General features: G+C 39.1%; 18 protein-coding genes. 3 read left to right on the top strand and 15 right to left on the bottom strand.

Features of this window, described 5'->3' with window-relative positions; all coding sequences use genetic code 11:
* Positions 1 to 2: 2 nt before the first annotated feature.
* The 3 genes from BM163_RS02985 to BM163_RS02975 all read right to left on the bottom strand — a co-directional run bounded on the left by BM163_RS02985 (position 3) and on the right by BM163_RS02975 (position 3,399).
* Positions 3 to 1,967 carry a V-type ATP synthase subunit I gene (locus BM163_RS02985; protein WP_089800071.1) on the bottom strand — a complete coding sequence of 655 codons (1,965 nt, stop codon included), beginning with the start codon at positions 1,965 to 1,967 and terminating at the stop codon, positions 3 to 5.
* Positions 1,954 to 2,280, bottom strand: coding sequence for a hypothetical protein (locus BM163_RS02980; RefSeq protein WP_089800070.1), 327 nt, complete (start codon positions 2,278 to 2,280; stop codon positions 1,954 to 1,956). The genes BM163_RS02985 and BM163_RS02980 overlap by 14 nt, the downstream gene beginning before the upstream one ends.
* 231 nt (positions 2,281 to 2,511) lie before the next feature.
* Positions 2,512 to 3,399: a CvfB family protein gene (locus BM163_RS02975; RefSeq protein ID WP_089800068.1), complete on the bottom strand. Its 888-nt coding sequence runs from the start codon at positions 3,397 to 3,399 to the stop codon at positions 2,512 to 2,514.
* Between the two features lie 94 nt (positions 3,400 to 3,493).
* On the opposite strand from BM163_RS02975, the gene BM163_RS02970 reads away from it, so the two are divergent.
* Entirely contained in the window at positions 3,494 to 3,934 is a 441-nt protein-coding gene (locus BM163_RS02970; protein WP_089800066.1) for a YaiI/YqxD family protein, read from the top strand.
* A gap of 267 nt (positions 3,935 to 4,201) precedes the next feature.
* Here the strand turns inward: BM163_RS02970 and ilvA are convergent, their stop codons facing one another.
* The 7 genes from ilvA to gltB all read right to left on the bottom strand — a co-directional run bounded on the left by ilvA (position 4,202) and on the right by gltB (position 16,798).
* Positions 4,202 to 5,458 carry a threonine ammonia-lyase IlvA gene (ilvA, locus tag BM163_RS02965; protein ID WP_089800064.1) on the bottom strand — a complete coding sequence of 419 codons (1,257 nt, stop codon included), beginning with the start codon at positions 5,456 to 5,458 and terminating at the stop codon, positions 4,202 to 4,204.
* A 274-nt stretch (positions 5,459 to 5,732) separates the two neighbouring features.
* Positions 5,733 to 6,659: a manganese-dependent inorganic pyrophosphatase gene (locus tag BM163_RS02960; protein WP_089800196.1), complete on the bottom strand. Its 927-nt coding sequence runs from the start codon at positions 6,657 to 6,659 to the stop codon at positions 5,733 to 5,735.
* Positions 6,660 to 6,744: 85 nt separating this feature from the next.
* Complete coding sequence (locus tag BM163_RS02955) at positions 6,745 to 7,992, bottom strand: glutamate-5-semialdehyde dehydrogenase (protein WP_089800062.1); 1,248 nt, start codon at positions 7,990 to 7,992, stop codon at positions 6,745 to 6,747.
* The gene (gene proB, locus BM163_RS02950) at positions 7,989 to 9,140 is read right to left on the bottom strand and encodes a glutamate 5-kinase (RefSeq protein WP_229675480.1); all 1,152 of its coding nucleotides are present in this window, start codon (positions 9,138 to 9,140) and stop codon (positions 7,989 to 7,991) included. The genes BM163_RS02955 and proB overlap by 4 nt, the downstream gene beginning before the upstream one ends.
* A gap of 354 nt (positions 9,141 to 9,494) precedes the next feature.
* Positions 9,495 to 10,568, bottom strand: a complete 1,074-nt coding sequence (locus tag BM163_RS02945) for a branched-chain amino acid aminotransferase (protein ID WP_089800059.1) — start codon at positions 10,566 to 10,568, stop codon at positions 9,495 to 9,497.
* A 196-nt stretch (positions 10,569 to 10,764) separates the two neighbouring features.
* On the bottom strand, positions 10,765 to 12,240 hold the full coding sequence (locus BM163_RS02940) for a glutamate synthase subunit beta (RefSeq protein ID WP_089800057.1): 1,476 nt from the start codon (positions 12,238 to 12,240) through the stop codon (positions 10,765 to 10,767).
* Between the two features lie 16 nt (positions 12,241 to 12,256).
* Positions 12,257 to 16,798, bottom strand: coding sequence for a glutamate synthase large subunit (gltB, locus tag BM163_RS02935; protein ID WP_089800056.1), 4,542 nt, complete (start codon positions 16,796 to 16,798; stop codon positions 12,257 to 12,259).
* A gap of 193 nt (positions 16,799 to 16,991) precedes the next feature.
* Between gltB and gltC the strand changes: the two genes are divergently transcribed.
* Together gltC and msrA are read left to right on the top strand one after the other, a co-directional pair.
* Entirely contained in the window at positions 16,992 to 17,891 is a 900-nt protein-coding gene (gene gltC, locus BM163_RS02930; RefSeq protein ID WP_089800054.1) for a glutamate biosynthesis transcriptional regulator GltC, read from the top strand.
* Between the two features lie 30 nt (positions 17,892 to 17,921).
* Positions 17,922 to 18,449: a peptide-methionine (S)-S-oxide reductase MsrA gene (msrA, locus tag BM163_RS02925; RefSeq protein ID WP_089800052.1), complete on the top strand. Its 528-nt coding sequence runs from the start codon at positions 17,922 to 17,924 to the stop codon at positions 18,447 to 18,449.
* Between the two features lie 68 nt (positions 18,450 to 18,517).
* Here msrA and hisIE read toward each other — a convergent pair whose 3' ends face one another.
* From hisIE to hisB, 5 genes are read right to left on the bottom strand one after another with little or no spacing between them, the layout of a single operon-like run.
* Positions 18,518 to 19,201, bottom strand: a complete 684-nt coding sequence (gene hisIE / locus BM163_RS02920) for a bifunctional phosphoribosyl-AMP cyclohydrolase/phosphoribosyl-ATP diphosphatase HisIE (RefSeq protein WP_089800050.1) — start codon at positions 19,199 to 19,201, stop codon at positions 18,518 to 18,520.
* Positions 19,161 to 19,919, bottom strand: a complete 759-nt coding sequence (gene hisF / locus BM163_RS02915; protein WP_089800048.1) for an imidazole glycerol phosphate synthase subunit HisF — start codon at positions 19,917 to 19,919, stop codon at positions 19,161 to 19,163. Before hisF ends, hisIE begins: the two co-directional genes overlap by 41 nt.
* Complete coding sequence (gene hisA, locus BM163_RS02910) at positions 19,916 to 20,623, bottom strand: 1-(5-phosphoribosyl)-5-[(5-phosphoribosylamino)methylideneamino]imidazole-4-carboxamide isomerase (protein WP_089800046.1); 708 nt, start codon at positions 20,621 to 20,623, stop codon at positions 19,916 to 19,918. The genes hisF and hisA overlap by 4 nt, the downstream gene beginning before the upstream one ends.
* Positions 20,620 to 21,219 carry an imidazole glycerol phosphate synthase subunit HisH gene (gene hisH / locus BM163_RS02905; RefSeq protein ID WP_089800044.1) on the bottom strand — a complete coding sequence of 200 codons (600 nt, stop codon included), beginning with the start codon at positions 21,217 to 21,219 and terminating at the stop codon, positions 20,620 to 20,622. The genes hisA and hisH overlap by 4 nt, the downstream gene beginning before the upstream one ends.
* Complete coding sequence (hisB, locus tag BM163_RS02900; RefSeq protein WP_089800042.1) at positions 21,216 to 21,803, bottom strand: imidazoleglycerol-phosphate dehydratase HisB; 588 nt, start codon at positions 21,801 to 21,803, stop codon at positions 21,216 to 21,218. The genes hisH and hisB overlap by 4 nt, the downstream gene beginning before the upstream one ends.
* Positions 21,804 to 21,805: the final 2 nt, after the last annotated feature.

Here is a 21,805-nt window from a genome sequence, read left to right as displayed (position 1 = left end):
AATTACGATTGTTTTTGATTTTTTAATTGTATGTGTTTCTCGGCAGCTCTTAAAGGATTAAGTGCTTTACCTCCACCTTCATAAAACTTACCGAAGAACTCCACAAAGATTAAACGCGCACCGTGAACATATGAACTAAGGAATGTTAATCCTAAGTTAACTGCGTGTAACACGATGAATAAAACAGCTCCGACAGTAAATCGGCCAACACCCGGTATAAAACCAATGATCATATTAAAGGCAAGGGCGATACTTCCACTTGATACCCCTAAGGCCATCAGGCGTGTGTAACTAACAATATCACCAATGTAGCCGGTAATACCATAAAGATTGTATACACCTAGACCAACACCAAGGGCTTTATTTTCTGAGCCAAGTGTCGTAGCTAAAATAATGCCAAGCGCACTCGCTACTGCAATAATTGCACCAATTGTACCAAGGATCTCACTATCTAAAAGCATGTTACCAAGTAACATCACAATGAGTCCAATAAAAATACCAATCCAACCGATACCATCACTAAAAGCACCAAATTTATCTTTATTTCTTAACTTAAGGTATGTGTTAATACCTAAACCGAAGAATATTTGTGTGATACCAAATATAACAGAAAGAATAAGAATGGTAATAACGTCATTTGTCGTTGATAATAAAACAACTGGTAACGCCGCCCCGAAAAACGAACCATATATTAGTCCCCAAATAATTGTTGGGTAAGATAACAAATGGAAGAAGCGCATATTCTTCTTCATTGCCGGTGACACTTCAGTAAATTTAAGTACGGCGAAAGTAGCAAGCCATAATAATAGACCGTAGCCAACATCAGCCGCCATCATACCAAAGAAGAGCAGGTAAAATGGTGCTAAGAAAGGGGTCGGGTCAATTTCATTGTACTTAGGTAAGTTGTACATAGCCGTGATACTCTCAAATGGTGAGACGTAATCGTTGTTTTTAAGGACAACAGGTACGTTATCAATTTCTTCCTCTTTCACGTCGTTGACATAGAGAACATATTCCGCTTCAGGTAACACAGATTTAAGTGCTAATTCCATTTGAGGAACTTCTTCTTCTTCTAACCAACCTTCCATAATAAAGAGGTGTTTCTCATCGATTAAGAAGAGTTTGCTTCTTTCCCGCTGAAGTTTTGCTTCATAATACTCTTCAGTAAGCATAAGTTGCCATACTTCTTTTGACATCTTAGCTAATCGATCCTTAATTGATGCTGTTTCTTTCTTTAAAGCCTTTAACTCTTCGTCAATATCCTCTAATGCTAGGTGAGGCTTTTCCGTCAACTTTTCAGTGACATGTTCGAAGTGAGCATCGTTTAGTAAAGGTTTGATCGCCTCTTGATCACGACGATCAAAATAGACAACCACACCGATTTCATCACGTGTTTGGTACACTTCATTGACATAGAGTAAATCTGATGCTTCCAGCATGGTCATGTATGTATTCTGATCATGCTGAGGAATGACACCAACACTACCTGTGACACGTTCCATCGAACGAAGATCATGCGCACTTACATCAAGCTTTTTCCAATGTTTAAAGAAAGACTCCTTGTCATTTAGCTCTTTTTTTAGTTCGGCAATTGTGTCTAATCGCTTCTCTAAATCTAGAACATCTTTAACAAGTGTTTTTGGGGAAAAAGTAAAGATTTCTTGCTCAAGTTCTTCGAGCGTGTACTCTCTTCTTTTCTCTTGTAATCTCTCTTTCAAAGGACGCTTAGGTATATATGGCTGAATAAAACCTAAAGCTGTCTGTACTTGATCAATTCGAGTCTCAAACTTCTTAACAACTGTTTCTAATGTATCGACTTCATAAGGCGATACATTGACATCACCCAAGTCGGATGACGGTAAATCTACCACTTCGAAACGTTGCAGAGCTTGAATTGATTGCAGCAACCGATCTTTTTGTTCATGAAAAGATATGAGTGTCAGTTTTTTCATTTTAGCTATTGCCATATGTCCTCATAACCTCCTCAATGACCGCATCAACCAATTTATCTTCTTTTTCTTTAAAGTTAGATTCTAATTGATTAACGGCTTGATCTTCTTCTTCTTTAATAGAAGCTTTCAACTTATCTAGCTTTTCTTCTTTCATTTTTGACTGTTCCACACTGAAAGTTTGTAGGTCTTTATCTACCTTTTCTTTCATTTCTTGGATGGTCTTTTCTGTCTGTTGTTCGATCTGTTTTAATTGTTGATCGTATTCGCGCTCTAATTCAATCGCTTCACGCTCGATTTGTTTTACTTGATCAATGGTATTAACACTCATTTTCTTATGCACCCCCAATCATTCAGCAAGCTTTAAAAAAGTCTAAAAAGCTTCAAGCAATACTATTATAGCGATTATATCGACGGCATTCAAATAATTTTGACTTGAAGTGAGTCGATAACGGATATAAAAACTTTATATATATAATAGGAAGAAAAAATTCAAAAAAAATTTCACAACGTGACTGTAGTCCTACATGTGGTTTGAATAAAAATTAAACTTTTTGGAAATTTATGAAGGGCTATTTTCGGAATTTGCCAAAATAATCCGGTCTTCTTCTAAGATAATTAAACGATCTTTTAGTAATTTTCCAATCGCACGTTTAAAAGCAGCTTTACTCATATCAAATGTTGCCCGAAGTAACTCTGGATCTGTTTTATTTGTGAATGGCATCATACCATCGTGGGCTGACATGTAATTGTACAATTTCTCCGCATCCACTTCTTGAGCTTCTTGTTTACGTGGAAGGAGTGACATATTCAACGATCCATCTGGTTTCACCTTAATGACGCGACCTTCAACCCATTCACCAATACGCGGCTCTCTTTTGCGTTCGCTATGGTGAATAAATCCTCGATAGCCATCATCAGTAATGACAACAGCGCCTTCTTTACCACTTCGAAAGACGCGACCAGCAATATCTTGATTGAATAGTTCATCTGTAGCTAAATCCCAATTCCCTTCAAAATCTGCTTCAGTCACTGGGTCAGCGAGTAACCGATTGTTTTTGTCGTGTTTTAATGTCACATACAGCATATCACCAATAGTTGGCCAAGCTGACATATGTTCAGGTAAATCGTCGTATGAGACAAGGACATGTTTTGATGTACCAATGTCCACAAACACACCGAGACCTGGTTTTACTTCTGTCACCTCAGCCCAGTCAAAAACATCTGTCGTGATATGTGGTAACGTTGTTGTTGCGATTAATTGCTTCTGCTTATCATGATAAAGGTATACTTCTACCTCATCACCTTCGACAAGTTTGTTTTCACCTGCCTCGTTCTCATGCATCAAAACCTCAAGCGCTTCGCGATCAGATGCTGTTAATACGTACCCCGTTTCAATGACACGCTTAACGACTAATGTTGTAATATCTCCTGGTAAATAGTTTTCCATAGCATTGACTCCTGTCTTTATTGTATTTATACTTTATACATATTCTATACTATAACAGATGTTGTTATAGTACAATAAGGGGTGATGATTTTTTATGATTTTTGTAGATGCTGATAGCTGTCCAGTAACTGATCAAATAATTAAAATTGCAGGTGAATATAATCAGGGCGTGACGTTAGTAAAAAGTTATGCGCATTACAGTGTAAAACCTTTACCAGAGCATGTAAAAGTCATCTATGTTGATCAAGAAAAAGAAGCAACTGATTATCGGATTATGCGCCACTTAACAAGAAGTGATCATTTAATTACGGCGGATTATGGCCTTGCTTCTTTAGCATTAGCTAAGGCGTCATGCGTCATACATCCAAAAGGTTTCGCTTATGAGAAAGACACTATCGAACAGTTGCTGCAATCCCGTTACCTCTCTAGTCAAGTGAGGAAATCAGGTGGACGTATGAAAGGACCTAAACCATACAGTGATGAAGATCGCCGACTCTTTACTGCGACATTCACTCAACTACTTGATAGTCTTTGAGCTAGTTTCGGTTGAGGCATCTACCGCTAGTTTACTTTCGATCCAACGTTTAGCGGTTTCTTCTTTTACATCGTAAACTTTGCCTTCTCGTAACAATTCGGATTTATACTGTGATTGCACAAGCATTTTAATTTTCAATATTTTAAACCTCCATCTTACATTATTCAGACGTACACCATTAAGTTATACCATTCTTTTAGTAATATTAAACATGAAAAAAAGAGGTGAAAGCCACCTCTCCTTTAGATTATAGCATACTTTTGACCATTAAATAAGGAGTTGAAATAAATCCTGATCCTTATTTATTTCAATATAGCTAAATCCTTTTTCATGCATGCGCTTAATTAATGGTTCGTAGTCTTCTTTATATTTAAGTTCGACGCCGACTAGTACTGGCCCTCGGTCACGGTTGTTTTTCTTTGTATACTCAAACCGAGTAATATCATCATCCTTACCTAGTACGTCGGTTAAGAATGAGCGCAACGCCCCCGCCCGTTGCGGGAAGCTGACAATAAAATAGTGTTTATACCCTTCGTAAATGAGTGAGCGTTCTTTAATATCTTGCATGCGGTCAATATCATTATTACCACCGCTCACAATCACCACAACATTCTTACCTTTAATCTCATCCTGATAATCCTCTAATGCGCTAACAGGCATCGCACCTGCCGGCTCAGTTACAATGGCATTTTCATTGTACAAGTCGAGCATCGTTGTGCAAATGCGCCCTTCAGGTATAGTCGCAAAGCCATCGACTAAAGGTTTTGCAATTTTAAATGTCTTATCGCCTATCCGCTTGACACTTGCGCCATCTACAAATTTATCCACATAATTTAGCTTAACGACTTTATTAGCTTTAAAGGACGCTTGCATTGAAGCGGCTCCAGCGGGCTCAACACCAATAATTTTCGTCTCAGGACTGATGTTTTTCACGTAAGTGGCCACACCCGAAATGAGGCCACCGCCCCCAACAGACATAAACATATGTGATATTGGCTCGTTGAGCGCTTCTAATATTTCTAGTCCGACGGTTCCTTGACCTGCAATCGTTCGTTCATCATCAAATGGATGAATAAACGTCATCTTATTATCTTGACAAAATTTCTTCGATTCATCGCTCGCATCGTCAAATGTGTCACCCGTTAAAATGACATCGACAGCATTCCCGCCGAAAAACTGCACTCGATCTACTTTTTGTCTCGGGGTAGTTGTTGGCATGAAAATGGTGCCTTTAATGTTCATTGCTTTACAAGAGTAGGCCACACCTTGTGCGTGATTGCCTGCGCTGGCACAAACAACCCCGTTTTTTAAATCATCTTCAGTTAAACTCTGCATAAAATTATACGCACCCCGGATTTTAAAAGAACGTACCACTTGTAAATCTTCTCGTTTTAAATAAACGTTGCAGTCATATTTTTCTGATAGAATAGGATCAAGAAGGAGTGGTGTTTTTGTGACAACATCTTTAATACGTTGGTGTGCAATGATAATATCTTTCACATCGATTGGTTTTTCTGTAGGCATAGCATACATTCCTTCCCGCTTGATAAATAATAGTACCTTCTATCCTATCATAATTTTCACAAAACGGGAATAATTCTGAAAAAATAAATATCAACAGAACGCTTTCTGTTATATAACACGAAAGTATGCAGCGAAAGTATAACAGTGATTATAACAGTTGCTTGACCTTATTATTTCTTAACATAGCGTCTAATCAGGACATTGATAGTATGTTAAGTGTGTGATTTATAAAAAAAGAGAAGTCGCATAGAAATAAGGACTTCTCTTTATCGTTTTATGATAGAGTATCGGTTAGTTGAGGGACAACTTGCTTTTTACGAGAAACAACACCTTTTAAAATGGCCGTATCATCTTCTAAGGTAATATCAAAAGCCGTATTAACAGCTGCTTGTTGTTCACCTAAAGCAATGACAACGGAATCGTTTGTTAAAATATCCGTAATCAAGAAAACAAATAAGTCGAGCTCACGCTCTGAAATGACCCCTCTAATAGCTGTTTTAATGGCCTCTTTTTTCCCTAATAATTCACTTGGGTCAACTGTATTTACTTGTGCCACTTCTACTGCATATCCGCCCATTTTAAAGGGTTTAGCGTCAAGTGTTAGTAAATCGTCAACTGATTTATCACTAAGGTCAGCGCCTGCTTTTAACATATCTAATCCATAAACATTCACATCAACCTTAGCGATGACTTCTAGTTCTTTAGCAGCAGCGATATCTTCTGTAGTACAAGTTGGAGATTTAAATAATAAAGAATCAGATACAATCGCTGATAACATTAAACCTGCAATGTGCTTTGGAATAGTTACGCCTTTTTCTTTAAATAATTTATTTAAAATAGTGGCAGTACAACCTACCGGTTCAGCTCGATAGTATACCGGATCTGACGTTTCAAAATTAGCGATACGGTGATGGTCAATCACTTCTTTTACTTTGACTTCGTTTAGGTCACTCACGCTTTGTTGTCTTTCGTTATGATCAACTAAAATGACATGATCAACTTCGTTTTTTACCGTTTTCACGATACGCGGCGCTTTAACACCAAAGTAGTCTAGAGCATAGGCTGTTTCTTTGCTAATGTCTCCTAATGAGACAGCCTCTACTTCTTCACCAAGCTGCTCTTTTAAATACGCATAGCTAATTGCTGAGGCAATCGTATCTGTGTCTGGATTTTTATGTCCGAAAATTAATGTTTTACTCAACATGTGTCACTCCTTGTTTATTGTTTCATACGATGATTATTTTAACTTAAATAGTAACGAATTTCACTAATAAATTGCGTCACGCTTATTTTTTATATTGACCTTGGCCTCTTAACAAATATTTTGTTGAAGTTAAAGCTTTTAAGCCCATTGGTCCGCGCGCGTGAAGTTTTTGAGTGCTAATACCGATTTCTGCACCGAAACCGAATTCAAATCCATCAGTAAATCGTGTTGAGGCATTGTGATAGACACAAGCGGCATCAACATCATTAAGAAAGGCTAAGACATGTGTGTCCGTGTTTGAAATAATAGCTTCTGAGTGTTTGGTGCCGTAATAATTGATATGTTTAATAGCTTCATCCGTTGACTGCACAACTTTCATTGCGATTTCTAAATCTAAATATTCTGTAGCATAATCTTCATCTGTAGCTAAAAGAACGGCAGGATTTTCATTTTTCACTTTCTGATCTCCATGGATAAGGACGCCATTAGAGTTTAGTTGATGGATTAACGTTTTCCCGTGTACATCAAACCATGATTGATGTATGAGGACGGTCTCAATCGCATTACAAACAGACGGACGTTGTGTCTTTGCGTTAATAACAAGTTCGACAGCCATTTTCTCATCAGCATCATGGTCGATGTACATATGGCAATTGCCTGCGCCCGTTTCTAATACAGGAACAGATGATTTTCTTACGACTGTATCAATGAGGTTTTTGCTGCCACGTGGAATGAGTACATCTAAGTAATCATTTAATCTAAACATTTTTTCTGCGGTTTCTCTTGATGTATCTTCAATTAACTGAACGCTATTAACAGGTAAGCTTGTAAGGGATAGCGCTTCTCTAATGACGCTCACAAGCGCAATATTTGAGTAAATTGCTGATGAACTTCCACGTAGGATGACTGCGTTGCCTGTTTTTAGACAGAGACTGGCTGCATCAATGGTAACATTTGGTCGCGCCTCATAAATCATCCCAACAACACCAATCGGTACAGCGACTTTCTCAATCTCCAGGCCATTGGGGCGTGTAAATGCTTCAAGTACTTCACCGATGGGATCAGCTAAATGTGTTAGTTCACGGAGTGCATCTGCCATCTGCTTTATTCGTTCTTCTGTTAGTCGAATGCGGTCAATAACCGAGTCGCTGATGCCTTTGTCTTTTGCGTTTACTAAGTCTTTTTCGTTTTCAACTAAAATCTCTTCTTGACGTTCGATGAGTACGTCGGCGATTTTTAGTAGGGCGGCATTTTTTTCTTCTGTGGTTGCTTGTTGTAATAAAAGCGTTGTTTCTTTTGCTTGTTTTCCTAAAGTATCTAAAGTCGTCATTGATAAGTTCCCTCCTGAATAGTTAAGATTAAATTATTTCGGTGCACCACTTCTGGGTGCGTACAACCGGTTAATAACATAGCTTCACGGCTGCTTAGGCCTCTCACCTGTTTTAATTGCTCAGCAGAGTAATTGACTTGGCCTTTTGCAATTTGATCCTGATTAAAGTAAATACTAACGACAGCATCAGCGGGGAAATCTTCCTCCACTCCAATAATTCCGGCAGCAAGTAAGCTTTTTCCATCAGATAATAACGCGCGCTTTGCACCTTCATCAATGATAATACGACCAGATGGTTCAGAGTGATAAGCAATCCATTGTTTATGCTTTCTCACATGTACTGTTTCACGAGTACCAATGTACGTACCGTCTCCACTTCCATTTAGAATAGTTGTCAGTTTATTAACACCAGTGCCAGTACCGACAAAGCAATTAACACCTACATTGGTCGCAAGTTGCGCAGCAATAAGTTTAGACTTCATTCCCCCTGTGCCTACTTTAGAAGAAGAGTCTTGACTTGTTGCAGCAATTAACTCGTTTGATATATAGCTAAGGTGATTATACCTCTTAGCATCAGAGAATTGACCAGGATTTTTGTCATAAATACCATTAACATCCGTCAACAAAATAAGTTGATCTGCATTGACTAGTCCACTTACTTGCGCCGATAACATGTCGTTATCGCCAAAGGTCATTTCGTCGATAGCAACAGAATCATTTTCATTGATGATTGGAACTACCCGACGTTTCAAGCATTCTGTGATCGTTTGATAAACATTTGAGAATTGCTCTTTATTTGTAAAAACATCTCGTGTGAGGAGCAATTGAGCTGAGACATAGCCATGGCGTTTAAAAGCTTGATTGTATGCTTCAATTAACAAGCCTTGTCCAACGGCAGCAGCAGCTTGTTTGCCTTGAACAGTTACTGGTCTTGAAGAATACCCTAAATCTCTAAACCCTGCAGAAATAGCACCTGAGGAGATTAATACAACTTCAATACCGGCATCTAATAGTTTGACAATAGCTTCTGCGTGTTCCGTTAATTTTTTAACGGACAAAGCGCCATCTTTTTGTGTAAGCGAACTGCTACCGATTTTTACCACAACACGCTTTTCAATCATAATCACTTCACCATTCTTTCTGTTCATTCATCCAAAAATACGATATAACTAAAGAAAACACGCCTTCTCTCCACACATCTGAACTGATGCAATGGACGAAAAGGCATGTTTCCGCGGTACCACCATTGTTGACTCAAAGAAGATGAGTCCCCTCATTTTTGATAACGCTCAACATAATTGAGCGGTTAAGTTTTACTTAACGACTATAAGAATAGGTTCGATGAGAAGGGATATGAAGAAACGTTTCAGCCCATTGTTGCGTTTCTCTCTCTAGCATATATTCATCATTTACTGGTTCTTTTTATAACGTCACTATTTAGATGTATCCCTATTATCTAAAAACAAACAAGGAATGTCAACCGAAAATAATCAGATAACTTTTTATTTAGGGTTCACTTTAACAATCCAATCATGTGGATCTACTATTGTCCCATATTGAATCCCTGTTAAAGTATCATAGACCCGTTTGGATAAAGCGCCGGTTTGATGATTATTGATCACATAAGACGTCTCGTTGTAGAAAAGTTCGCCTATAGGAGAAATAACGGCGGCTGTCCCAGAACCGAAAGCCTCTTCAAGTAATCCATTCGCATGCGCGGTTAAAACTTCCGATAATAATATCGGGCGCTCTTGTACTTCTATACCCCAATCCATTAATAACTGAATGACCGACTTTCGGGTCACACCTGGTAGGATACTGCCACTTAAATGTGGTGTGATGACTTTACCGTCAATTTTGAAGAACACATTCATGCTGCCTACTTCTTCAATGTATTTCTTCTCATGACCATCTAGCCAGAGTACTTGTGCATAACCCTTTTTCGCTACATTTTCTTGGGCAATCATACTACCAGCATAATTGCCGGCTGTTTTTGCTTCTCCAGTACCTCCTTTTACGGCACGGATATAGTCGTTTTCAACGGCAATCTTAACAGGGTCAATCCCTGCGTCATAATAAGCACCAACAGGTGAAAGAATAATCATGAACGTGTATGTTTTTGATGCCGATACACCTAAGTAAGGTTCAGTAGCAATAACAAAGGGACGAATGTAAAGGCTTGTTCCTTCTTTATGAGGAACCCAATCGCGATCAAGGTCAACAAGGGTTTTAATTGCTTCAAGTGCTATATCCTCGTCTACTTCAGGTATACACATACGTGCATTGGAGCGATTTAGACGCTTAACATTTTCTTCGGGACGAAACAATTGTATCGTATCATCCTTTGTACGGTAAGCTTTGAGTCCTTCGAACACGGTTTGTCCATAATGGAAAATCATCGCAGCTGGATCCATTTCAAGTGGTTGATAAGGGACGATACGTGCATCATACCATCCTTCTCCTTCTTTATAATCCATGAGAAACATGTGATCAGTAAATTGGCGACCAAAAACTAACGCCTCATCTTTTGGTTTTTGTTTATTGTTTTTTGTTTGTGTGATTGATATATTGTGCATCATACTAGACTCCCTTATGTTTTGATTATTTTGTCTGTTACTATTGTAGACCTAATCACTTTAAAAAAACAATAGATAATTTATGAATTTTCAAAACATACGCATCTGATATTAATAGCAACTCATAAAATGAGTTGTATTCAGTTAAAAAAAAGAAATTATCATCCTGTGTAATCAGATGATAACTTCTTTAAACTTAAGCGTATTGAGTTTCTTTTTTAGTTTGTAAGTAATGATGAACTGCTTTTGCAACTTCTCTTCCCTCTTGTATTGCCCATACGATTAGCGATGGACCACGTCTTGCATCACCCGCAGCAAAGACGTCTTTTACATTGGTTCGAAAATCTTTATAATCAGCTTGTATCCGATTATTTTGAACGGTCACACCAAATCTTTCTAATAACGATGTCGTTGGGCCAACAAAGCCAATAGCTAAAATGACTAAGTCCGCAGGAATCACATCATCACCACGGTGAACTTTTTCATACAAGACACCTTCTTTCGTTGATATTTCTTCAATTTTACGTGTGAACAGCGCTTGAACATGTCCTTCTCCATTATCAATAAAGGCGTGTGTTTCAGTTAAAAACTCTCTTATCTCACGATTAAAAATGATTTTCGCTTCTTTGTGGGCATAGTCTTCTCGGAAAACATTTGGGTAACTTGGCCAATCATTCCCCGTTGCGCGGGACTTAGGGAAAGCAGGCGTGATTGCCAGTTGTCGCACATTTTTGGCGCCTTGACGAATCGCTGTGGCGACACAGTCAGCGCCAGTATCGCCACCACCAATCACAACGACATTTTTCCCTTTTGCGGTGAGTGTGGCATCAGAGCCATCTAAGTAGCTTTGCGTTTGCTCTGTTAAATAGTCCATCGCAAAATGAATGCCTTTCAGTTTGCGTCCTTGAATGTTCAAATCTCTTGGTGATTCGGCACCTGTACAGACAATAATGCTGTCAAAATCCCTTTTTAAATCTTCTGGCAACACATCTTGACCTACTTCTGTATTGAGTCTGAATTTAATACCTTCTTCTTTTAGCAGGTCAATCCGTCTTGAGACGATGTCTTTATCTAGTTTCATCGTTGGAATGCCATACATCAGCAATCCACCAGGGCGATTCGCTTTTTCGAAAATAGTGACAGAGTGACCTTGCTGATTTAGTTCATCCGCTGCACTTAAACCACTCGGACCAGAGCCAATAATGGCGACTTTTTTTCCAGTCCGCTGCTTTGGAATCCGTGCCTTAATGTACCCTTCTTCAAAACCACGATCAATAATCGCACGTTCGATACTTTTAATACCTACAGCATCATCATGAATACTCGCTGTACAGGCACCTTCACATGGGGCCGGACATACACGCCCAGTAAATTCAGGGAAGTTATTTGTCATAAGTAATCTGTCGAGTGCTTCTTCGAATCGTTCTTTATAAACTAAATCATTCCACTCTGGAATCAAGTTGTTTAGAGGACAACCAGACACTTGATTGTTAATGTCAATTCCCGTGTGACAAAATGGAATCGAACAATTCATGCAACGTGCACCTTCTGTCTTTAGTTGTTCATCAGTCAGACGCCCTTGATATTCACCCCAGTCATTTATCCGCGTCAAATGATCTCGCTCTTTTGCTTCTTCTCTTTTATAGTCGATAAATCCGGTTGGTTTCCCCATTGTTGAAGCTCCTTTCTTATTTCACTTTAAGTGATGCTTTTTCTTTGTTTGGCTGATTCAATTTAATATCGTTAAATGCTTTTAAAGTGGCTTCATCAGTTGTTAGACCATGTGTAATATATTGTTGAATTTTACTTGTGACCATCTGATAACGACGAGGAATGACTGAAATAAATCGATGTTTCTCTTCGTCCCAGTTATCGAGAATCGTTTGTCCTTTAACTGACGCCGTATAGTTGACATGCCGCTTAATCTGTTCTTTTATTCGTTTAAGCTGGAAAGCAGTAAGTGTTGTATTTATTTCCACTAATTCCTGGTTAATATGTGCCAAAGTTGAGGAAGTGTCTTTGGTGTATAGATAAGCTTCGCCTCCCGACATGCCAGCAGCAAAGTTCTTACCAATTGTTCCGATAATTGTAACGTGTCCTGCCGTCATATATTCACAACCATTATCACCTACACCTTCAACGATCAACGTCGCGCCACTATTTCTAACCGCAAAACGTTCACCTGCCAGTCCGTTTACATAGCCCTCACCACTTGTCGCACCGATAAAACAAACATTACCTGCTATAATCGCTTCATCCGCTCTTTCTTTAATCGCACGACTTGCGGAAATAATTAATTTCCCACCCGATAATCCTTTTCCAGCATAATCATTCGTATCGCCAGTTAAGTGAACTTTCATTCCTTTCGGAATAAAAGCAGCCATACTTTGTCCAGATGAACCTAATAATTCAACGTTAATTGTATCCTCCGGTAACCCGTGTTCTCCGTGTGCTCTTGTGATGTGATAACCTAGTGTTGTGCCAGTGGCACGGTCAATGTTTGTGACATGCAACTTTAACGTGTGCGGTTGTTTTGTTTTAATAGCATCTTTAAAGTAAGGATAAAGAATGGCTTGATCGATTGTTTCATCAAGTTTGTGTGCTTGAACTTCTTTTTGTAATTTAAATGCATTATCCGGTTTATACAGTAAACGAGATAAATCTAAATACTTAGCTTTCCAGTGTTTTGATTTACGCTCATGAATTTTTAGTAAGTGCGTCTGACCCACCAACTCATCGACTGTTCTCACACCGAGCGTAGCCATGATCTCACGCATTTCCTCAGCGATAAATCTCATAAAGTTTTCAATATCTTCTGGTTTACCCGTAAAACGTTCACGTAAAGCAGGGTTTTGTGTTGCGACACCGACTGGGCACGTATCTAAGTGACAAACACGCATCATAACACAGCCTAGAATAACCAGAGGCGCTGTAGCAAAACCGAATTCTTCAGCACCTAGAATAGCCGTCATAATGACATCTTTTCCAGTTAATAATTTACCATCCGTTTCCAGAACGACCCGCTGTCTTAACCCGTTTAATATCAATGTTTGATGGGCCTCAGTTAAACCTATCTCTAATGGAAGTCCCGTGTGTTTAATACTTGTTTTTGGTGAAGCCCCCGTTCCACCGTCATAGCCAACGATACTAATAACATCTGCTTTACCTTTAGCAACACCAGCACTAATCGTACCAACACCTGACTTTGCGGCAAGTTTGACACTGATACGAGCCTTAGGGTTAGCATTTTTTAAATCAAAAATAAGTTGCGCTAAATCTTCAATGGAATAGATATCGTGGTGCGGTGGGGGTGAAATTAAGTCTACACCTGGTGTTGAACGACGTGTGTTTGCAATCCAAGGGTATACTTTATCACCTGGTAGCTGGCCGCCCTCACCTGGCTTAGCGCCTTGTGCCATTTTAATTTGTAGTTCATTCGCATGTACAAGGTAATCACTATCCACACCAAAGCGGGCTGAGGCTACTTGTTTAATCGCACTCATTTTATTTATCAACGGATCGGTTTGAATAAAGCGGTCTTTTTCTTCTCCACCTTCACCACTATTACTCTTGCCCCCGAGACGATTCATCGCTATAGCTAATGTCTCATGTGCTTCCCGACTGATTGAACCATAACTCATCGCGCCAGTTTTAAAGCGCTTAACGATAGCTTCAACAGGTTCTACGTCTTGTATATCAATTGCATCAGTTTCATTAAAATCTAATAAGTGTCGCAAAAAGCCAATATGTTGCGTTTCCATTTGTTCTGTATAGCGTTTAAATAGTTGGTAGTCACCCCGTCGAGCGGCCCATTGTAATTGAGTGAGGGTCGTTGGGTTATATGCATGACTTTCACCCTCGTGTCGCCACTGAAACTCACTGCCCTCAGGTAAGCGTTTGTCGTCGTTATGGTATCCAGTATCGTGAAACATGCGTGCTTCTTTTTCAATAACGTCAAGTGTGATCCCATCTAATACGGACGTTGTCCCGGTAAAGTGCTGTTTTGTGACTTCTTTACTAATACCGACAGCTTCAAATATCTGAGCCCCCTGGTAACTTCTAAAAGTTGAGATGCCCATCTTAGACATGACTTTTACAACACCGTCCACTATTGTATCGATATACGTATAAATCGTATCACTCAGTGCTTGGTTTAGTTTACCCTCTTCGATTAACTGTTGATACGTTTCGTAAACGAGATAAGGCATAATCGCGTCTGCCCCGTAACCGAGTAAACATGCGAAGTGATGTACTTCTTTTACTTCACCAGAGACAATGATAAGACTTACTTTTGACCTTATACCACGGCGGATCAAGTATTGATGTAAACTAGACGTTGCCAGTAAAGTTGGAATCGCGTAGTGATGTTGGTCGATCTTTTCATCCGATAATACCAGTAATGAATGTCCTTCAGATATCAAGGCTTCAGCTTTTTCGTGGAGTGAGGTGAGCGCACTTTCTAATGAATGGGTCGTCGTTGTTGATAACTGCCCACTTTTAAACTCCCCACCAAGCGTCATCAGTTCATCAAGTTGTTCAGCTGTTAAAATCGGGTGCGGCATTTCAATCCGATGGACATTTTCGCGTTGAGCTGTTAAGTAATCACCCTCACGACCAAGCCAAACCTTTGTAGAAATAACATGCCGCTCCCGGTACGCATCGATGGGTGGATTTGTTACTTGAGCAAATGTTTGCTTAAAGTAATGAAAAAGTGATTGTTGTTTGTTTGATAATACGGCTAGAGGTGTATCAATCCCCATAGCACCGATCGGGTCTTTCTTTTGTTCCTGCAGCATGATGAGATAATTTTCAATGACTTCGTGCGTATAACCAAATGCGCGTTGACGTTTGATGAGTTGTGGACGTTTTTTTACAGTTAGTGTCGTAGGCTTTTTCAAGTGAAGCGTCTCGTCATCAAGCCACGCTTTATAGTCGTGTGCCGAAACAACCGTTTGCTTGATTTCCTCGTCCGGAATGATGCGTTTCGCATCAAAATCAATGAACAACATCTCACCTGGCTTTAGGCGGTTTTTTAAAACAATGTCTTCTTCATTGATTGGCAATACACCAACTTCTGACGAGTAAATGATGTCATTTGATTTTGTAATGACATAACGTGCGGGCCGCAGTCCATTACGATCTAAAATGGCTCCTAATTGTTTACCAGTCGTAAAGGTCATCGATGTCGGTCCGTCCCATTCTTCTGAAACAGCACTCATATAACGATAAAAGGCCCGCTTAGCTTCTGGCATCGTTTCAACGTGCTCATAAGGTTCAGGTATTAACATCATCGCTGCTTCTTGAGGTGATTTCCCAGAAAGAATAAGAAACTCTAGAGCATTATCGAGTACGGAAGAGTCACTGCCGTCTTCGTTTAAAATGGGTAAAATTGTTTCAAAGTCCTCACCAAATACATCGGTCGTTAAATTGCGTTCACGCGCTTTCATTTTATTGATATTGCCACGTAAAGTATTTATTTCACCGTTGTGAATCAAGTAACGGTTAGGGTGCGCCCTTTCCCAGGATGGAAATGTGTTTGTACTAAATCTAGAGTGAACGAGACTAAAATGCGATACAACATCTTCATCTTTTAAATCAATATAAAATTGATCGACTTGATCGGATGTTAAAAGTCCTTTATAAACGATGGTTTGGCTTGAAAAACTTGGGATATAAAAAGCTTCATTGTTTTCTTTTGCTAGACGTTCCATCTGCTTTCTCATCCGATAAAGCACACGCTCAAATGATAAACCTGATGCACTATTTCTTCTTTTAACAAATACTTGATACACGAGTGGAGCGGATTCTTTTGCGAGTAGACCAATACGCGCTTCGTTTGTGGGTACACGTCGCCATGTTAATAACGTTTCATGTTCTCTTTCAATTATCTGATTAATCTGACTTTTATAAGCAGAAAAATTTGGATCGTTTTTTTGAAAGAAGAACATACCGACCGCATAATCTCCCGGGTCTGGAAAATCAATTGCAGGTAAGACTTTTCTAAAATAACGATCGGGAATTTGAATCATTAACCCTGAACCATCTCCCGTATTAGGATCACTTCCTTGTCCTCCCCGGTGATCAAGTTTTGTCAGCATTTCTAGTCCGTTCTTAACAATCGCATGGCTCATTTTTCCATCAATATTCGCATATAAGCCAATCCCACAATTATCACGTTCATATTCGGGTTGGTACATGCCACGTGCAGGTGTTTTTTCATTAAATCGCATCTTTTTTGTCCCCCTCGTGCTTTTTTATATTTTTTTATTTGAATCTATTGTAATGCGGTTGATTTATATATACAATATATATAAACCATCACTATTATCTCAAATCGAGATGGATTAATCGGTTGTTCAAATAAAATATCACCAATTTAACCAATATCTTCATAACACTTTTTTTAAAAATGGGGGATAACAAATGGAATTTAGACAATTGAAGTATTTTATTGAAGTGGCTGAACGTGAACACGTATCAGAAGCAGCACTCCATCTACATGTCGCACAATCTGCGATAAGTCGTCAAATTGCTAATTTAGAAAATGAGTTAGGTGTGCAACTGTTTGAACGAGAAGGTCGAAATGTGAAGCTACTACCAATAGGTAAGATCTTCCTCGCGCATGCCAAAGAAGCGATGAAAGCCATTGATTTTGCCAAAAAACAGATGGATGAATATATTGATCCTGAGCGCGGGTCAATTAAAATTGGTTTTCCGACGAGCTTGGCTAGTACAATGTTGCCGCATTTATTAGCGGAATTTAAAGCGCAGTATCCTCAAATCCATTTTCAATTACGCCAAGGTGCTTATAATTTTCTCATTGAAGCCATTAAGGCTCGCGAACTAGACATCGCTTTTTTAGGACCCGTGGTGACAGATGACCCCCAAATAAATGGCGATATTTTGTTTTATGAACAAATGTATTTGTTGGCGCCTAAGAGTCATCGCCTGGCCAATCGAAAGAGTGTTTATTTGACGGAGTTAAAAGAAGATGAGTTTGTGTTATTTCCTAAGGGTTATATTTTTGAAAAACTTGTCGTTGATGCCTGTCAATCTGTAGGGTTTGACCCGCATGTAACAACAGAAGGTGAAGATATGGATGCAATTAAAGGTATGGTCGCAGCAGGTATTGGCTTAACAATCTTACCTGAGAGCGCTATTCACGAACAAGCGTCACATTTTACGGTGACGATACCAATAAGTAGTCCGGATTTAAAAAGAAGTGTGGGGATGATTACACCTAAACACCGGGAACTCGCACCATCGGAGAAAGTATTTTATCATTTTGTTTTAAATCAATTTAAAGAAGATGCGGAACAGTGATTCGCCGTCTATGACGAAGGGAGATATAGAATGACTAATATAAAACTTGCTACATTTGCTGGAGGTTGCTTCTGGTGCATGGTCAAACCATTTGATACGTGGGATGGTGTCTACCAAGTTGTTTCAGGTTATACTGGTGGGCATATGGACAATCCAAGTTATGAAGCGGTCAAATCTGGTGAATCTGGTCACTATGAAGCGGTACAAATCAGTTATGATCCAAAAAAAATAGATTATCAAACCATTCTAGACTTATACTGGCCTCAAATTGATCCAACGGATGCTGGCGGACAATTTCATGATCGAGGTCCTCAATATCGTACAGCTGTTTTTTATCATGATGATGAACAAAAAAAACAAGCAGAAGAAGCGAAAGCTAAATTAATAAATAGTCAGTTGTTTAAGTCGCCAATCGTGACTGATATCTTACCTGCCTCACGTTTTTACCCAGCAGAAGACTATCATCAAAATTATTATCAAACGCATGCGGAAGATTATCAGAAAGATAGAGAAAAGTCTGGACGCGACGTTTTTATTCAAACACATTGGAAAAAGTGAAGGGCTAAGCCCTTCACTTTTTGCCTGTTGACCTTTTATAATGTCCTTACTAGAAATTAAAGCACGTATTACCATTCCTTAATTTCTTTACGGTCCCCTTTATTATTACCCTTTTTGGCAAATCGTCTCGTTAATTCACGCTTAACATCACTCAATTCAACACCCGTATCTTCCATTAAGACAAAGGTGTGATAAATAAGGTCACTGATTTCTAAAGTCAATTCTTCTTTATCTTTATTTTTAGCAGCAATAATAACCTCACCAGCTTCTTCAATCAATTTCTTACTTATTTTGTCGACACCCTTATTAAATAAATAATTCGTATAAGAGCCATCTTTAGGTTCGATTTTTCTTTCTTTAATCTCTTCTATAAGTGTATTAAAAATATTTGGGTCAATTGACTGATCTGAATGGTTTTCTCTGACGTGATGAAAGAAGCACGATTCTCGTCCGGTATGACAAGCTGGCCCGTTTTTTTCTACTTCAATAAGTAAGGTATCTTGATCACAATCTAGGGTGATTGATAAAACGCGTTGTGTATTGCCTGATGTTTTACCTTTATGCCATAGTTCTTGACGTGATCGGGAATAAAAGACGGTTTCATTTGTTTCAAGCGTTTTTTGGTAAGAAGCCTCACTCATATAAGCAACCATTAAGACATCTTTCGTTTCATGATCAATAATAACCGCTGGAATTAATCCTTTCGAAAAATCAGGTTTCACGCACAAGCACTCCCTTCTTGATACAAGCATCTTTTACTTCTTTAACGGTATAAGTATCTTCATGGAATATCGAAGCTGCTAAACCTGCAGATACATCCGTCTTTTGAAACACTTCGGTAAAGTGGTCCGGATGACCAACACCACCAGACGCAATGACAGGAATTCTCACCGCATCCACAATGGCTTGTGTTAATGGTATGTCAAAACCTGTTTTTACACCATCAGCATCGACACTTGTAAGTAATATTTCTCCTGCTCCTAAAGATTCCACCTTTTTTGCCCATTCAATGGCATCGATGCCAGCATCCTTACGCCCACCATGTGTCATGACGTGCCAACCGTCATCAAATTTCTTTGCATCAATTGCTACAACGATACATTGATTTCCAAAGCGATGACTCGCTTCTTTTACTAGGTCTGGTGAATGAACAGCAGCTGAATTTATACCGACTTTATCAGCGCCTGCTTGAAGTAATCGATTAACATCTTCAATCGATCTAACGCCTCCACCAACGGTAAAAGGAACGTGAATGTTTTTAGCCGTACGTTCTACCATATCAACAATGGTTTGTCTTGCTTCATTTGTTGCTGATATATCAAGGAAGACAATTTCATCTGCACCTTGTTCTGAGTAGCGTTTAGCCATGTTGACAGGATCACCTAATTCACGCAAACCGACAAAGTTAACCCCTTTAACTACTTTTCCATCTTTAACATCGAGACATGGTATAATTCGTTTAGCAATCATAGTTTTACCGCCTCAGTAAGGTCTATGGCACCTTGGTAAATAGCTTTACCTACAATCGCCTCTTTAATATTAATCGCTTTAAGCGCTTGTAAATCACTGATGTTACTAATGCCACCACTCGCAACAACCGTGGCACTGACAGCTTTATTTAATTTGTCTAACTGCTCTAAGCTCGGGCCAGTCATCGTGCCATCTTTAGATATATCGGTAAACACAATTGTTTCTACACCAAGTGCTACCATTTCTTTTGCGAAAGAAATATAGTCTACATCTGATAGTGTTTCCCATCCATGAGTAGCGACTCGTTCGTTTTTCGCATCAATACCAACGACAATATGGGCTTTATATTTAGCGAGTGCTTCTTTTAAGAAGTCCGGATTTTCAATGGCTGCCGTTCCAATCACAATGCGATCAACCCCAAGAGCGATGAGCTCTTCTACTTCTGTCATTGTACGAATACCTCCTCCCACTTCAATAGGGACAGTGGAGCGCTCAACTAATGATTTGATCAAAGGGTACTGACGCTTTTTAGGGTCTCTAGCTCCGTCTAAATCAACGATATGGATAATTTCAGCACCTTGTTTAATAAAGGTCTGAAGCTGCTCGAAAGGGTCTTTTGCGACTTGTTCTGATTGATTGAAATCACCTTGGTACAATCGAACGCATTGTCCATTTAATAAATCAATCGCAGGCAATATTTTCATTTTGTCACCTCATTTAGGAATGTTTGAATAATTGAAGAACCGATTTTGGCACTCTTTTCTGGGTGGAATTGAATGCCGAAGATATTGTCCTTTCGAACAATAGCTGTAATATCTTCACCATATGTGCTTTTTGCGACGATATACTTATCATCTGTTTCTGCTTGATACGTATGGACAAAGTAAACAAATGCTTGTTCATACTGTTTAAATGCTTTATGTTGGTTTGAAATCATCAGTTGATTCCAACCAACGTGAGGTAAAATATAATCCGTTTTGATTTTTCGAATCGTACCAGGAATTAAGTCTAATCCTTCTGTATGCTTACCCTCAGTGCCTTCAGTGAAAAGGAGCTGCATACCTAAACAGATACCTAAAAAAGGCTTAGTTTGGGCAAGTTCAATAAGTAAATCATAGAGATTACGTGCATGTATCTCCTCCATCGCTGCTTGAAACGAACCGACACCAGGCAAAATAATATGACTTGCTTTTCTTAGCTCTTCGGGTTTGTCTGTTACAATGACCGTTTGATTTAAATGTTCAAATGCATGGCGCACACTTAATACGTTACCCATACCATAATCAACAATGGCGATCATTCTAGTAGCCCCTTTGTAGAATTAACCCCTTTGATGTTTGGGTTAATGGCAATCGCCTGAGCGAGTGCCTGACCTAGCGCTTTAAAAATAGCTTCGATTTTATGATGTGTGTTGATACCATATAGCACCCGTGCATGTAATGTGATACCAGCGTGAACCATAAAGGCTTGCAAGAATTCACGTACGAGTTCTGTATCAAAATTACCAAGTGTTTGAGTTGTAAAATCGGCGTCTAAAACGAGATAAGGTCGACCGCTAATATCAAGAGAAACAAAACCAAGTGCTTCATCCATAGGTACATAAGCTGTGCCATATCGGTTAATACCTACTTTATCACCAATAGCTTCTTTAAAAAGTTGTCCAATCACGATACCGACATCTTCTACCGTGTGATGACTATCAATATGTAAGTCACCTGTCGCTTTAACTTCAAGTGAAAAGCGACCATGTGAAGCAAATAAGGTTAACATATGGTCAAAAAAACCAACACCTGTCTCAATTGAAACAGATGATGCATCGTCTAAATTAAGTGTCACATCAATCGCTGTTTCTAACGTTTGTCTTTGTTTTGTTGCTTTGCGCATAA

The sequence above is a fragment of the Halolactibacillus alkaliphilus genome (assembly GCF_900115465.1).
Classification (GTDB): Bacteria; Bacillota; Bacilli; order Bacillales; family Amphibacillaceae; genus Halolactibacillus; species Halolactibacillus alkaliphilus.
This window is presented reverse-complemented; position numbering and strand designations above follow the sequence as displayed.